The sequence below is a fragment of the Mesorhizobium sp. genome (assembly GCF_004962245.1).
Lineage (GTDB): Bacteria > Pseudomonadota > Alphaproteobacteria > Rhizobiales > Rhizobiaceae > Mesorhizobium.
Genome location: NZ_SUHQ01000039.1, coordinates 36,978 through 50,933 on the forward strand (window position 1 = coordinate 36,978; position 13,956 = coordinate 50,933).

Annotated in this window: 15 protein-coding genes; 4 read left to right on the plus strand and 11 right to left on the minus strand. The window is 64.0% G+C overall.

Annotated features, from left to right (window positions below; translation table 11 throughout):
* Positions 1-48: 48 nt before the first annotated feature.
* From E5X88_RS29925 to E5X88_RS29970, 10 genes are all read right to left on the minus strand, one after another.
* Positions 49-930: a MoxR family ATPase gene (locus tag E5X88_RS29925; RefSeq protein ID WP_292167591.1), complete on the minus strand. Its 882-nt coding sequence runs from the start codon at positions 928-930 to the stop codon at positions 49-51.
* A 9-nt stretch (positions 931-939) separates the two neighbouring features.
* The gene (locus E5X88_RS29930) at positions 940-1,950 is read right to left on the minus strand and encodes a molybdopterin cofactor-binding domain-containing protein (protein WP_292167593.1); all 1,011 of its coding nucleotides are present in this window, start codon (positions 1,948-1,950) and stop codon (positions 940-942) included.
* 1 nt (position 1,951) lies between these two features.
* Complete coding sequence (locus E5X88_RS29935) at positions 1,952-3,319, minus strand: xanthine dehydrogenase family protein molybdopterin-binding subunit (protein ID WP_292167594.1); 1,368 nt, start codon at positions 3,317-3,319, stop codon at positions 1,952-1,954.
* 13 nt (positions 3,320-3,332) lie between these two features.
* Entirely contained in the window at positions 3,333-3,815 is a 483-nt protein-coding gene (locus E5X88_RS29940; protein WP_292167596.1) for a (2Fe-2S)-binding protein, read from the minus strand.
* Between the two features lie 54 nt (positions 3,816-3,869).
* Positions 3,870-4,664 carry an FAD binding domain-containing protein gene (locus E5X88_RS29945; RefSeq protein WP_292167597.1) on the minus strand — a complete coding sequence of 265 codons (795 nt, stop codon included), beginning with the start codon at positions 4,662-4,664 and terminating at the stop codon, positions 3,870-3,872.
* 16 nt (positions 4,665-4,680) lie between these two features.
* Positions 4,681-5,124, minus strand: coding sequence for an SRPBCC family protein (locus E5X88_RS29950; protein WP_292167599.1), 444 nt, complete (start codon positions 5,122-5,124; stop codon positions 4,681-4,683).
* A gap of 143 nt (positions 5,125-5,267) precedes the next feature.
* Positions 5,268-6,095, minus strand: coding sequence for an AraC family transcriptional regulator (locus tag E5X88_RS29955; protein ID WP_292167602.1), 828 nt, complete (start codon positions 6,093-6,095; stop codon positions 5,268-5,270).
* A gap of 173 nt (positions 6,096-6,268) precedes the next feature.
* The gene (locus E5X88_RS29960) at positions 6,269-7,036 is read right to left on the minus strand and encodes an SDR family oxidoreductase (RefSeq protein ID WP_292167604.1); all 768 of its coding nucleotides are present in this window, start codon (positions 7,034-7,036) and stop codon (positions 6,269-6,271) included.
* A gap of 109 nt (positions 7,037-7,145) precedes the next feature.
* Positions 7,146-8,144, minus strand: a complete 999-nt coding sequence (locus E5X88_RS29965; protein WP_292167606.1) for an ABC transporter permease — start codon at positions 8,142-8,144, stop codon at positions 7,146-7,148.
* Between the two features lie 40 nt (positions 8,145-8,184).
* A complete protein-coding gene (locus E5X88_RS29970; RefSeq protein ID WP_145719553.1) occupies positions 8,185-8,925 on the minus strand; it encodes an ATP-binding cassette domain-containing protein in 741 nt (246 codons plus the stop codon).
* Between the two features lie 431 nt (positions 8,926-9,356).
* On the opposite strand from E5X88_RS29970, the gene E5X88_RS29975 reads away from it, so the two are divergent.
* Positions 9,357-10,346: a sugar-binding protein gene (locus tag E5X88_RS29975; RefSeq protein ID WP_292167608.1), complete on the plus strand. Its 990-nt coding sequence runs from the start codon at positions 9,357-9,359 to the stop codon at positions 10,344-10,346.
* Positions 10,347-10,481: 135 nt separating this feature from the next.
* Positions 10,482-11,261: a FadR/GntR family transcriptional regulator gene (locus tag E5X88_RS29980; protein ID WP_292167611.1), complete on the plus strand. Its 780-nt coding sequence runs from the start codon at positions 10,482-10,484 to the stop codon at positions 11,259-11,261.
* A 19-nt stretch (positions 11,262-11,280) separates the two neighbouring features.
* Here the strand turns inward: E5X88_RS29980 and E5X88_RS29985 are convergent, their stop codons facing one another.
* On the minus strand, positions 11,281-12,207 hold the full coding sequence (locus E5X88_RS29985; protein WP_292167613.1) for an NAD(P)-dependent oxidoreductase: 927 nt from the start codon (positions 12,205-12,207) through the stop codon (positions 11,281-11,283).
* 153 nt (positions 12,208-12,360) lie between these two features.
* On the opposite strand from E5X88_RS29985, the gene E5X88_RS29990 reads away from it, so the two are divergent.
* Entirely contained in the window at positions 12,361-13,257 is an 897-nt protein-coding gene (locus E5X88_RS29990; RefSeq protein WP_292167615.1) for an NAD(P)-dependent oxidoreductase, read from the plus strand.
* 101 nt (positions 13,258-13,358) lie between these two features.
* Positions 13,359-13,956: FadR/GntR family transcriptional regulator (locus E5X88_RS29995; protein WP_292167617.1), on the plus strand; the 598-nt coding region annotated here is incomplete at its 3' end.

Below are 13,956 nucleotides of genomic sequence, written 5' to 3' on the forward strand. Positions count from 1 at the left end.
GGCCGAAGCCGAGCAAGGGCGCCGCTGCCCGGGGCAAGGCTGCGGCGCTCACGCCAGTGCCTCCTCAACGATCCGGCCAAGCTCGGGCGCGATATAGGACAGGTCCTCCTCGTCCTTGATCAGCACGCCGATGGCGCGGCGAAAGGCTTCCGGCCACGGGCTGCCGCCTTTTTCGAGGATCGTCGCGGCATTCGCCCATTCGACCGCCTCGGCGATGCCCGGCGGCTTGGCCAGTGGGCGGGCGCGGATGTCGCGCACGGCAGAAGCCACGGCGCGCGCAGTGGCTTGCGCCACGTCGCCGGCGCGCAGCATGATGATGGCGGCCTCGCGCTCGGCGTCGGGGTAGGTGATCCAGTGGTAGACGCAGCGACGCCGCAGCGCTTCCGCCAGTTCGCGGGTGCGGTTCGAGGTCAGGATGACGATCGGCTGCGCCGTCGCGCGAATGGTGCCTCGCTCGGGAATGCTGATCTGGAAATCGGAAAGGAATTCCAGGAGCAGCGCTTCGAACTCATGATCCGAACGGTCGATCTCGTCGACCAGCAGCACGCGTTTTTCCGGCGCCTTCAGCACCTGCAGCAGCGGCCGCGCGATCAGAAAACGGTCGTCATAGATGTCGATCTCGTGCTCCCCGGCATGGCGGATGGCAAGCAACTGGCGCTGGTAGTTCCATTCGTAGAGCGCATGCGCGGCGTCGATGCCTTCGTAGCATTGCAGCCGCACGAGGTCGCGCCCGAGCACTTCGGCGATCGCTTTTGCGGCCTCCGTCTTGCCGACGCCCGGCGCGCCTTCGAGCAGCAGCGGCTTGCCCAGCCTTATCGCCAGGAAGATGGCGGTCGCCAAGCTTTCATCGGCTAGATAGCTTGAGGCGGCGAGGCGGGTCGCCACCGCCTCCGGCGAGATCGCGACAGTCTCGGCGCTTGCCTTTGGCATTTCCAGCACTCAGTTCGGCGCGCCGGCTTGCGCCTTCAGCGCGCGCAGGATGCGCTCCGGCGTGATCGGCAGCGTGTCTATGCGCACGCCGACTGCGTCGAAGACGGCGTTGGCGACCGCGGGAATCTGCGGGTTGGCGCACATTTCGCCCGGCCCCTTGGCGCCATAGGGTCCGTCGGCCGAAGGCCGTTCCAGCACGATGATCTCGGTTTGCGCAAGATCGCCCGGCCCCGGCATCAGATATTGGTTGAAGTCGGTGCCGCCATGGTCGCGGTTGGGGTAATAGGGTTCTGTCGTCTCGTAGAGCGCATGGCTGATGCCCATCCACGAACCGCCAACGAGCTGCTGCTCGACCATTTTCGGGTTCAGCGCCCGGCCGATCTCGAAGACGTTCTTCATCGTCAGCACGGTGACTTCGCCGGTCTCGTCGTCGACCTCGACCTCGGCCACCGTGCAGGCATGGGCATAGCAGGTCGACGGCTTCATCGCGCCGGTCTCTTTCTCGGGATAAGAGCGCGGGATCAAAAACATGCCGCGGCCGGAAATCGAGCGGCCGCGCTTGAAATGCGCCGACAGCGCGACGTCGAAGATCGAGATCGACTTCTGCGGCGCGCCCTTGACCAGGATGTTGCCCTGGCCGTCGGTCTCGAGGTCCGAGGCGTTCACCTCCAGCTCCTCGGCCGCCACTTCCAGCATCACCTGGCGGGCTTCCCTGGCCGCCTGGATGACAGCGTTGCCGGCGCGGTGCGTGCCGCGCGAGGCGAAGGTGCCCATGCAGTGCGGGCCGGTGTCGGTGTCGGCGGTGTCGACGACGACGCGGTCGGTCGGCACGCCGATCGTCTCGGCGCAGATCTGCGCCATGATCTGCTTCATGCCCTGGCCGAGATCGACTGACGACAGCGTCACCATGAAATTGCCGGTCGGCGTCGAATGCACCAGCGCCTGGGTCGGGTCGCCGCCGAGGTTCATGCCGGTCGGATAGTTGATGGCGGCCACGCCGCGTCCGCGCCTGATCGCCATCTCAAGCTCCCTTCGTGTAGGACGACATGGAGAGGTACTTCTCCGCCACCGGCCAGTTGGCGGCGCGCGATGCTTCCTGCATGCATTCGATCAGCGCCGCGCCCTCGGTCGGCTGGCGATGCGCCTTCATGTCACCGTCGCGATAAGCGTTGATGAAGCGGAATTCGAGCGGATCCATGCCGATCAGCCGGGCAAGCTTGTCCATCTGCACCTCCAGCGCGAAGTCGCCGATGGTGACGCCAAAGCCGCGCATGGCGGAGGAGGGGGTGCGGTTGGTGTAGACGCAATAGGTGTCGATCCAGACATTCGGGATCGTGTAGGGGCCGGGATAGTGGCCCGCGCCCTTCTGCGCGCCATAGGGTGAATGGCGCGAATAGGCGCCGGCATCGGTGTAGCCGGTGACCTTGCGGGCGACGATGCGGCCATCCTTCATGAAGCCGTCCTTGATGACGACCTTTTCGGCCGCGCGGGGTGACGAAATCTGCATCTCCTCCTCGCGGCTGTAGATGAAGGAGACCGGCCGGCCGGTCAGCTTGGCGCCGAGGATGGCGATCGGCTCGACGATGACGTCGACCTTGCCACCGAAGCCGCCGCCGACGGTGCCGCCGACGAAATGCAGCTTGCTGCCGGGCATCTGCAGGATGATCGAGGCATTGTCGAGGGTGAAGAACATCGCCTGCGTGTTGGTGTAGCAGGTGAAGCGGTCATTGCCCTCGGGCGCGACGACGCAGCCGGTCGTCTCGGCCGGCGCGTGCTCGATCGGCGAAGACTGGTAGGTCTGTTCCAGGATGTGATCGGCGCCGGCGAAGCCCGCCTCGACATCGCCGAAGCGCACCTTGCGGCATTCACCGCTGTCATAGAGATAGTAGTTCTGGCCGTGATATTCGTTGACCAGAGGTGCGCCGGGCTTCAGCGCTTCCTCCATGTCGAAGACGGCCGGCAGCACTTCGTAGTCGACCTTGACCTTGGCTGCTGCTTCCTGCGCGGCACGCTCGGTCTCGGCCAGCACCGCCACCACGGCCTCGCCCTTCCAGCGCACCTTGCCGTCGGCCAGCACCGTCTCGTCCTCCGGCCCGATCTGGATCAGGATCAGGATGGTGTAGACATTGTGCGGCACGTCCTTGGCTGTCAGCACCTTGACGACGCCCGGGTGCTTTTCCGCCTCGGAAGTGTCGATGCTGCGAATGCGCGCGTGATGGTGCGGGCTGCGCACCATCTTCAGATGCAGCATGCCGGGAAAATTGCGGTCGGCGAAATAGGCGGTCTTGCCGGTGACATGGCCGGGCGAATCCGAACGCGGCCGCGGCTGGCCGATCTCGTGCAGATCGTCCTTGCGCTGGTCGGCGAAGTAGTTCTTGCGGAGCTCCATTTTCCCGACCTCCTCAAGCCGCATTCTGCGAATTGGATCGCGCGGCGGTCAGCACCGCCTGGATGATCGGCTCGTAGCCGGTGCAGCGGCAGATATTGCCCGACAGCGCCTCGACAACATCCTCGCGGCTGGGGTTCGGCGTCTGGTCGAGCAGCACCTTGGCCGCCATGATCATGCCCGGGGTGCAGAAGCCGCATTGTGTGGCGAAGGCATCGAGAAAGGCGCGCTGCAGCGGATGCAGCACGCCGCCTTCCGAAAGCCCCGACGTCGTGGTGATGGCAGCGCCGTTGCAGGTCTCGGCCAGCGTCAGGCAGGAGAGCCGGAGCTCGCCGTTGATGATGACCGAGCAGGCGCCGCATGTGCCCTGATGGCAGCCGCCCTTTGGCGAGGTATCGCCGATCTTGTCGCGCAGTGTGTTGAGCAGCGTCGTGCCGCTGTCGATGAATTCGGCCTTCTCCGCGCCGTTGAGCGTGAATTGAACCGGGACCTTTGCCATGTTTCCTCCTTGCGCGCTTGCCGTTGGGCAAGCACGCTCCCCCGATTTGTATTTTCAGGCGAGCAGCAGCCGGCCGAGATGGACCGGCAGGACTTCATTGCGATACCAGGCACTGGCGATCGGATCGGTGACGGGCGAAGTGCCCTCGCTCGCCACAGCCAGCGCCGGCGCGATGCCGTCGCTGGTGAGTTTCCTGCCAAGCAGCGCGTTCTCCGCCGCCTTCGCGCGCATCGGACGATCGGCCATGCAGCCGAGCGCGATCCGCGCCGAAGACACGGTGCCATCCGGCGCCTGTTCCAGCACGGTGGCGATGCTCAGCACCGAGACGCCTTTCGGCTTGACCCTCGACACTTTCAGGAAGCGAAAACCACCTTCCAATGGCAAGCTGAAGCCGACCGCGGTGATGATGGCGTGATGGCTTTCGCGTGTTGCCAGGAAGGTTTCGATCGGCAGGTCACCGCCATTGGTGCTGACGGAGGCATCCAATGCCAGCAGCGCGACGGTGAAATCACCATAGGGCGCCGGGGCGAAGAGATTGCCGCCGACGGTCGCCATGTTGCGTATCGCCGGGCCGCCGACGGCGCGCGCGGCGCGGGCGAGGGGTGCGAGATCGCGATGACGGGCAATCGCCGCCATGGTCACCGAGGCGCCGATGCTTACCTTGCCGCCGGAAACGGTGATGGCAGACAGCGAAGGCTCGGTCGACCTGACGAAGCCGGAGACCGAAACATCGCCTTCATTGGCGGCGCGCACGACCAGCGTGCCGCCGCCGAGATAGCGGGTGCCGGCGGCTTTCAGCGCCGCATTCGCGTCCTTCACCGTCGAAAAAGTCTGCAGTGCAAGCGCCATTGAACGCTCCCTTTGCTCAGCTTTGGCCGGCGAAATGACTTTTCAAAGCGTTGAAACCGCCCTGGAAGACGTTAACGCCCATGCCTTCGGCCAGCTTGTCGGCTTCTGCCGGGGGCGCGTCGAAGCTGGCGGTCCATTCGGCATAGGTGCGGTCGCCATCGGTCACCCGACGCAACTGCAGCGTCGCCTTGTGATTGGTGAGCGGCTGCGGGGTCTCCAGGATGGAGTAGCTGACAAGAAAGTTCTCGTCGGAGAAGTCGAGCAGTTTTTCACGGAGGCGAGCGCCGCTGGCGAGCTGGAAATTGCGCACGCAGCCGATCGTGCCGGCGTCCTTTCCGTCCTCGATATGGCTTTCGACCATGCGCGGATGCCAGCTCGGCAGACCGTTGAAGTCGCGTATGCGCGCCCAGACCTTTTCGACCGGTGCGTCGATGACGCTGGAGATGGTGACTTTCGCCATGTGATCGTTTCCCTTGCGAGTTGGCTGCTCAGAAGGCTAGGGCGGCAAGGTCGGCGGCGCTTATCAATGCGTCTTGAACGCCTATCAATGAGTCTGAAAAAGAGCAGTCTGAAAACAGGCAGGCTGAAAAGGCAGGCGGCGGCTCAGGAAATGGCCCGCGCCGCCTCGCGGTAAAGTGTCGGCGGAACGCCGACATGGTCGCGGAAGAAGCGCGAGAAATTGCCCTGCGTGGTGAAGCCGAGATTGCAGGCGACCGAGATCAGCGGCTCCTGCGACCATTGCAACTGCCGCACCGCCTCCTCCATGCGCAGCGTGTTCCAGTAGACGTTGGGCGTCAGATTGGTCTGCTCCTTGAACAGCGCGAAGAAATGCGGCCGCGACAGGCCGACGCTGCGCGCCACATCGTCGAAGCAGATGCGTTCGCAGACATTGGCCTTCATCAGCTGGATCGCCTTGCGGACGCGGAAGTCCTGCATGGTGTGGGTGCGGGCGCGCGCCACGTGCGGCGCCGAGGCGTCGGCGGCGTCGAGCACGCTGTCGATGAAGCGCTCGATCTCGTAATTGGCGATGTCGTCGATGCTCTCATTGTCGCTGAGATGGTCGAGAAGGTTGGCTGCCGCCTTGTGTAGCCACGGCTCCAGCGTGATCGCCGGGCTTGAAAATAGCGGCGCGGACGAAGGCAGGTCGCGGCGCCGGCGGGCCCAGTCCGGATCGATGTAGAAGGCAAGGAACAGGCCGGGCGTGCCGTCGCGGGACAAAGCGTGGCTGTGCGGCTGGAAGGAATTGATGCCGGCGGCGGTGCCGGGTCCAAGCCGCACCGTCTCGCGGCCGATGGTCATCTCGCCGGCCGTGCCTTCCAGCCAGATGATGATATGCGCCTCGACATGGGCATGGGTGACGAAGTCGCTGGCGACGTTCAGGACAGAAACATGTCCGAACCGGCCCCAGTAGAGCCTGATCGCTTCCGTCATGGGTATATCCTCCCGCAGGCGACTGGCCTCCCTTCGCCTGCAATGGGGATAGTGCGGCTCAGTCCGGGCCTGCGTCAAGGCGCATGCGCACGCCTGGTGCCCGCCATGGGTCGTGCCGGCTGATTTTCAGACTGAGGGATAGGAAGAAGGTGAATATTTCCAGGCCGGTATGGCTACACCGAAGCGGTCAGACCGCCGTCGACATAGAGCGTGTGGCCATTGACGAAGGACGACGCGTCCGAGGCCAGGAAGACTGCCGCGCCGATCAGTTCGTCGACATTGCCCCAGCGCCCGGCCGGCGTCCGCTTCTCCAGCCAGGCCGAAAATTCGGGATTGTCGACCAGCGCCTGATTCATCTCGGTGCGGAAATAGCCGGGCGCGATGGCATTGATCTGCAGGCCGTGTTTCGCCCAGTCGGCGCACATGCCCCTGGTCAGGTTCCTGATCGCGCCCTTCGTCGCGGTATAGGGGGCGATGCCGGTCCTCGCCAGTTCGCTCTGCACCGAACCGATGTTGATGATCTTGCCCTTGCCGCGCGGGATCATGTAGCGCGCCACCGCCTTGCCGGCGTGGAAGGCGCCCGAGACATTCGTCTTGAACAGGCGCTCCCACTGCTCCTCGGGAAAATCCTCGAGCGGGGCACGGAATTGCACGCCGGCATTGTTGACGAGCACGTCGATGGCGCCGATCTCCGCCTCGATCCGGGCAACGTCCCGGTCGACCGCATGAAAGTCGGTCACGTCGAAGATCGATGCATGCGCCTCGAAGCCGGCGTCGCGCAGCCTTGCCACAGCGCCACCGACCTTGCCCGGGTCGCGGCCGTTCAGCACCACGCTCGCGCCATGCTCGGCGAGGCCCCGCGCCAGGGCAAAGCCGATGCCCTGGCCGGATCCGGTGATCAGCACCAGCCGCCCGTCGAGGCTGAATAGCGATTTCGTCACCAGGCTCTCTTTTGTTTGATCATGGTCTTATCCGAACCGAAAGGTCAGCGCAGCAAAAGCCGGCTTCCACTTTTCGCTGACGCGGACCTTCGGTTCGGGATCATGGTTCCTAGTCGTTGCGCCTGAAATTGCGTATCCGATCGAACAGGACCGCCAGCAGAATGGCGCCGCCAATGAAGGTGCCTTGCCAGAAGGCATTGATGCCGAGCAGGCCGAGACTGTTGCGGATCACCTCGATCAGCGCCGCGCCGACGACAGCGCCAAAGGCTGTACCCATGCCGCCGGCCAGGTTGGCGCCGCCGATAACGGTGGCGGCGATCACCTGAAGCTCCATGCCGGCGCCGAGATTGGTGGTGACGGCGCCCAGCCAGCCGGTCTGGATGATGCCGGCAATGCCCGCTGCCAGCGCCGAGATCATGTAGACCGCGACCTTGATCTGACGCACCGGAACGCCGGTCAGCGTCGCCGCATGCTCGTTGCCGCCAATGGCGAAGATGTGCCGGCCGAACTTCGTCCAGCGCAGCGTGAAGCCGGTGATCAGCGCCAGCAGGATCGTATAGAGCACCGGATTGGCGATGCCGAATACCCAGGCGCCGCCGCCCAGTGCGAGAAGCTTGTCGTGGTCCGGTCCGAACTGGAAGACCACAGTGTTGTTGGAGGCGACCATGGCGAGGCTGCGCGCTATCGACAGCATGCCGAGCGTCACCACGAAGGGCGGAAACCCGAGATAGGCGATCAAGACACCGTTGAAGGCGCCAATGGTCAGTGCTGTCGCGATCGAAGCGGCAATGCCGATCTCGATGCCGTAGCCGGCATGCATGGTGACGGCCAGCACCATAGAGGACAGACAAAGCACCGAGCCGACCGACAGGTCGATGCCGCCGGTGATGATGACGAAGGTCATGCCCAGCGCGACGATGGCGACGAAGGTGACGTTGCGGGTGATGTTGTAGAGGTTCTTGGTCGTGGCGAAGGAATCCGTGGCCACGGACAGGAACAGGCAGGCGAGGATGACCGCGATCACCACCCAGAAGGTCTGGCTGGCAAACACCCTGGACAGCAAAGTGTGCTGTTTCTGCGCGATCGTCTGGTCAAGTGTGACTGCCATTATCGACCTTTATCTGCTTGCGTGGTGAAACCCGCTGACATCAAACCTGTTCTATGGCGCCGGTGATGAGCCCGGTGACTTCCTCGGGCGAACTCGATGCGATCGTCTTATCGGCGACCTTGCGGCCGCGCCGCATGACGATGACGCGGTCGGCAACGTCAAAGACGTCGGGCATGCGGTGACTGATCAGCACGACCGCAATACCCTGGTCGCGCAGATGGCGGATCAGGTTCAGCACCTCGGCGACCTGCCGGACCGAGATCGCCGCCGTCGGCTCGTCCATCAGCACGATCTTGGCCTGTGAAAGCATGGTGCGTGCAATCGCCACCGCTTGCCGCTGGCCGCCCGACATCTGCTTGACCAGGTCGCGCGGGCGGGTCTCGGATTTCAGCTCGGCGAAGATCTGGCCGGCGCGCTTGTACATGGCGGCGTAGTCGAGGATGCGAAACGGCCCGACGCCGCGGCGCAGCTCGCGGCCGAGATAGACGTTCGCGGCGGCCGTCAGATTGTTGCACAGCGCCAGGTCCTGATGGACGATCTCGATGCCGTGCTGGCGCGCCTCCACAGGCTTGTGCAGGACCAGATCCTTGCCGTCCATCTGCATCGTGCCATGGCTCGGGGGGAAATTGCCGGCGATCATCTTGACCAGCGTCGACTTGCCGGCGCCGTTGTCGCCCATCAGGCCGACCACCTGTCCGGCTTCGATCGACAGCGACACGTCGTTGACCGCCTGGATGGCGCCGAAATGTTTCGAGATGTTGGTGAGTTCGAGAACCGCCACCAGCCTTCTTGCCTCCCGTGCTTTCCGGCCTGCGGTTCTGCCGCGGCCTCGCGCTCCCCAGCTCCTCCCGGAAACAGCGCTTTCGCCCATTTACGCACATGCCCCCTTGGCGTCAACAGCGGCTCCTTTCGAAAAATCTGTTTTGTAGGACAAATAGCAATTGACGTTGGTTGCAAGCCGATATTAGCTAAGTGCCGGAGGAGATTATGCCGATCTGCTGTTCCGGTTCGCCGGGCGGGGGCGGCGGAGGTTTATCGGTCGAGGATCGGCAGCGTCCGTGTTTATCGCGCTGGTCTGCGACCGCATCTGGAAATGCTTATCGGCCTGGGTTGGCGACACGAGCGCTCGCGAAACGAACCTCTGTCATCGCGCATCCGGGTTGATCTGTATGGCGGGCACGCCGTGTCCGTCTGTTTCAAGGGAGGACTGACATGAGGAAATCACTATTGCTCGCCGCCGTCGCCGTCATGGCGTTGAGCGCCGGGCCGGCTTTGGCCAAGAAACAGCTCGTCATCGTGGTGAAGGGTCTCGACAATCCATTCTTCGAGGCCATCCACCAGGGGTGCGAGAAATGGAACTCGGAAAACGCCAGTTCGGAATATGAGTGCTTCTACACCGGTCCGGCGTCGACCTCGGACGAGGCCGGCGAAGCCCAGATCGTCCAGGACATGCTGAGCAAGCCGGATACCGTGGCGATGGCCATTTCGCCGTCCAACGCGCCGCTGATCGCGCAGACGATCAAAAGCGCCAATCCGTCGATCCCGATCATGACGCTCGACGCCGACCTCAGCAAGGAAGATGCGGCGCTGCGCAAGACCTATCTCGGCACCGACAACTACCTGATGGGCTACAAGATCGGCGAGTACATCAAGAAGGGCAAGCCGGACGGCGGCAAGATCTGCACCATCGAAGGCAATCCGGCGGCCGACAACATCCTGCGCCGCGCCCAGGGCATGCGCGACGCGCTTTCAGGCCAGAAGGATCTCCCGGCGCTCGCCGGCGAGGGCGGCTGGACCGAGGTCGCCGGCTGTCCGGTGTTCACCAATGACGACGGCGCCAAGGGCGTTCAGGCGATGACCGATATCCTCGCCGCCAATCCCGATCTCGACGCCTTCGGCATCATGGGCGGCTGGCCGCTGTTCGGCGCGCCGCAGCCCTATCGCGACCTGTTCAAGCCGATGGCCGAGAAGATCGCCAGCAACGAGTTCGTCATCGGCGCCGCCGATACGATCGGTGACGAAGTGGCGATTGCCAAGGAAGGGCTGGTGACCGCACTGGTCGGCCAGCGGCCGTTCGAGATGGGCTACAAGGCACCCTCGGTGATGATCGACCTGATCGAAGGCAAGCCGGTCGAGGATCCGGTCTTCACCGGTCTCGACGAGTGCACCAAGGATACGGTCGACACCTGCATCCAGAAGTAGGTTCGCAGTTTTCGGGGCGCCCGATCGACGGGCGCCCCGTCACACCGGTTCACGAAAACGCACGAGGTGACAGTGCCGGGGCGATACGCTCCTGCTTTGCCGTGCCTTGAGTTCAGCCTGTGCCGGGGAACATGGATGTCGGACGCAAGATCAAAAAAGCGACCTACCAAGATCAAGACACAGGCCGCCCGTCCGGCCGGCGCTCGCCATGCCGACGCGGCGCTGATCCCCGGATCGAGCGTGCATGCGTCGCTGGCCAACGAGATTGGCCTCAGGATCGTGCGCGGCGACTATCCGCCGGGAACCATCCTGCCCAACGAGGCCAAATGGTCCGAGACTTTCAACGTCAGCCGCTCGGCGGTGCGCGAGGCGATCAAGATGCTGATGGCCAAGAGCCTGCTGGCCTCACGCCCCAAGATCGGCAGCTGGGTCGAGCCGAAAGAGCGCTGGAACCTGCTCGACCGCGACGTGCTCGCCTGGTATGCGACATCGCCTGATCGCGAATTGTTCCTCAGAACCGTGCAGGAATTCCGTCACATCATCGAGCCGGAAGCCAGCGCCTTTGCCGCGATCCGGCACAGCGACGAGCAGATGGCCGAGATCAGCCAGGCCTGCCGGGAGATGGGCGCGGCGGCGACGCTGCCGGAGCGCACCCGCGCCGACACGCGTTTTCATCTCGCCATCCTGCGCGCCTCGGGCAACGATCTCCTTGTGCCGCTCGGCGTGCTGATCGAATCCGCGCTCGACCATCTGTTCGTCTTCGTCACACTCCAGACCAGCGACCAGCGGCGGGCACAGGCCCTGCACGAGGCGATCGAGAAGAACATTCGTCTCAGGCGCCCGGCGGCTGCAAGGAACGCCGTGCACAGGCTGCTTGCCAACACCGACGACGTCATCGGGCGGTCGCGGCGCTAGCGTGCCGTCCTCAAACCTTCTAGCGCTTCCCATCCTTCGTCGGCGTCAGGTCGACGCCGTTGACCTTGCCGATATGCGTCGCCAGCATCGGCACATATTGATCGGGCCCAGCGACGAAGGCGCCGGCGAAAGCGTTTTTCGTGGCATTGCCGAGCGGGTTGGCGATGCCGGCGGAACCCGCCATCGATTCGAGATAGGTGAGGTCCTTGAAGGCGTTGGCGATGGTGAATTTGTGCGCGTCGCGGTCGCCTTCAAGCGTCCAGCGCATGAAGGTCTGGTAGAAGCCGCAATCCATGCGGCCGTTGCGGATGACGCTGTCGAAGCGCGGCGGCGAGATGCCGACCTTCTCGGCCAACGCCAGCGCCTCGGAATAGATAGCCGCGTAGCCCAGCGAAATGAAATTGTTGAGCAGCTTCATGCGGTGGCCGTCGCCGGTGTCGCCGATATGGACGATGCGCCCGGCCCAGGTGTCGAGCACCGGCTTCAGCCGGGCAAAGACTGCGTCGGACGCGCCGACCATGGCGTCGAGCGTGCCTTCCCAAGCCTCCTTCGGCGTGCGGCTGAGCGGGGCATCGACATAGTCGACGCCGAGCGCCTTGAGTTCGGCGGCAAGCGCCACCGTCGAGGTCGGATCCGAGGTCGAGCAGTCGACGACCACCGAGCCCTTTTTCAGGCCCTCCTTGAGGCCGCCGGGGCCGCGGATGATGGATTCGACCTCACGCGAGCCGGTGACGCAGATGAAGACGATATCGGATGCGACTGCCACGTCGCGCGAGGTCGCCGCTTCCTTCGCGCCCCGGCCGAGCAGGTCTTCGGCCGGCGCGCGATTCTTGCGGCCGAGAAAGGTCAGCGCGTAGCCCTTGTCGACGATGTTCTTCGCGATTCCGTGCCCCATCAGGCCAAGGCCGATGAAGCCGATCTTTTCGCTCGCGGCAGTCGTGGTCATGTCGGTTCGTCCTGTTTGCGGGTGGTCGATAGCATCGCTGCCGTTGGCAGGCGAATTGTTGAAGCGGGTTTTTGCCGCAGGCGGTGGCAGGCGATTGCGGAATGCCATATTGTCTGACAATACACATGAATCCTAGGGAATGTGGAGAGCAAAATGACGAAGCGGATCATGTTCACTGGCGGCAGCGGCAAGGCCGGACGTCACGTCGTGCAGTATCTGGTCGAGCAGGGCTGCCAGGTGCTCAACATCGACACCAAGCCGCTCGACAACCCCAAGGTGCGCACGCTGATCACCGACATCACCGACAGCGGGCAGGTGTTCAACGCCCTGTCGAGCTATATGGGCCTGCATGAGTTCGACCCATCGCTGCGCGCGCAGCCGGTCGATGCCGTGGTGCATTTCGCAGCCATCCCGCGCATCATGATCACGCCCGACAACGAGGTGTTCCGCATCAACGCGCTCGGCACCTACAATGTCATCGAGGCGGCGGTGAAGCTCGGCATCCGCAAGGTGGTGATCGCCTCCAGCGAGACGACCTACGGGCTGGTCTTCGCCAACGAACCGCGCAACCCGACGCATTTCCCGCTCGACGAGGAGTATGACGTCGATCCGATGGACAGCTATGCGCTGTCCAAGATCGTCAACGAGAAGACGGCGCGCGCCTTCGCGCTGCGCAGCGGCATCGACATCTATGCCTTGCGCATCGGCAACGTCATCGAGCCGCATGAATATTCGCTGTTTCCGAAATGGTTCGCCGATCCGGGTTTCCGCAAGCGGATCGCCTGGAGCTACATCGACGCGCGCGACCTCGGCCAGATCACGCTGCGCGCCATCGAGAAGGACGGGCTCGGCTATCAGGTGTTCAACGCCGCCAATGACGACACCTCATCCGATCTGCCGACGGCTGAACTCTTGAAGCGGTTTTATCCCGATGTGCCGGTCAAGGGCGAGCTCGGCGAATACGAGACGCTGCTTTCGAACCGCAAGGCGAAGGATGTGCTCGGTTTTCGTCCCGAGCATAGTTGGCGGAAATACGTCAAGACGGCCTGACGGGGCGATGAATCCGGCCTGATCTGTGCATAGAAGCGGGCTTTGCGGCCCGAGGCTTTTCCCGTGCTTGACAGCTTTCGGAATCCAGACTTTGTGAACGCATGCGGGACGGGAAGCCGAACAAGGGAAAAACACCGGCCAAGGCGGCGTCCGCCGAGCGACCCGCCGCCTCTCGCCGTGCCTCGGCCGGCGTTCGCCGTGCCGACGCTGCGCGTATGCCTGGATCGAGCGTGCATGCGTCGCTGGCCAACGAGATCGGCCTCAGGATCGTGCGCGGCGACTATCCGCCGGGAACCATCCTGCCCAACGAGGCAAAATGGTCCGAGACTTTCAACGTCAGCCGCTCGGCGGTGCGCGAGGCGATCAAGATGCTGATGGCCAAGAGCCTGCTGGCCTCGCGCCCGAAGATCGGCAGCTGGGTCGAGCCGAAAGAGCGCTGGAACCTGCTCGATCGCGACGTGCTCGCCTGGTATGCGACATCGCCTGATCGCGAATTGTTCCTCAGAACCGTGCAGGAATTCCGTCACATCATCGAGCCGGAAGCCAGCGCCTTTGCCGCGATCCGGCACAGCGACGAGCAGATGGCCGAGATCAGCCAGGCCTGCCGGGAGATGGGCGCGGCGGCGACGCTGCCGGAGCGCACCCGCGCCGACACGCGTTTTCATCTCGCCATCCTGCGCGCCTCGGGCAACGATCTCC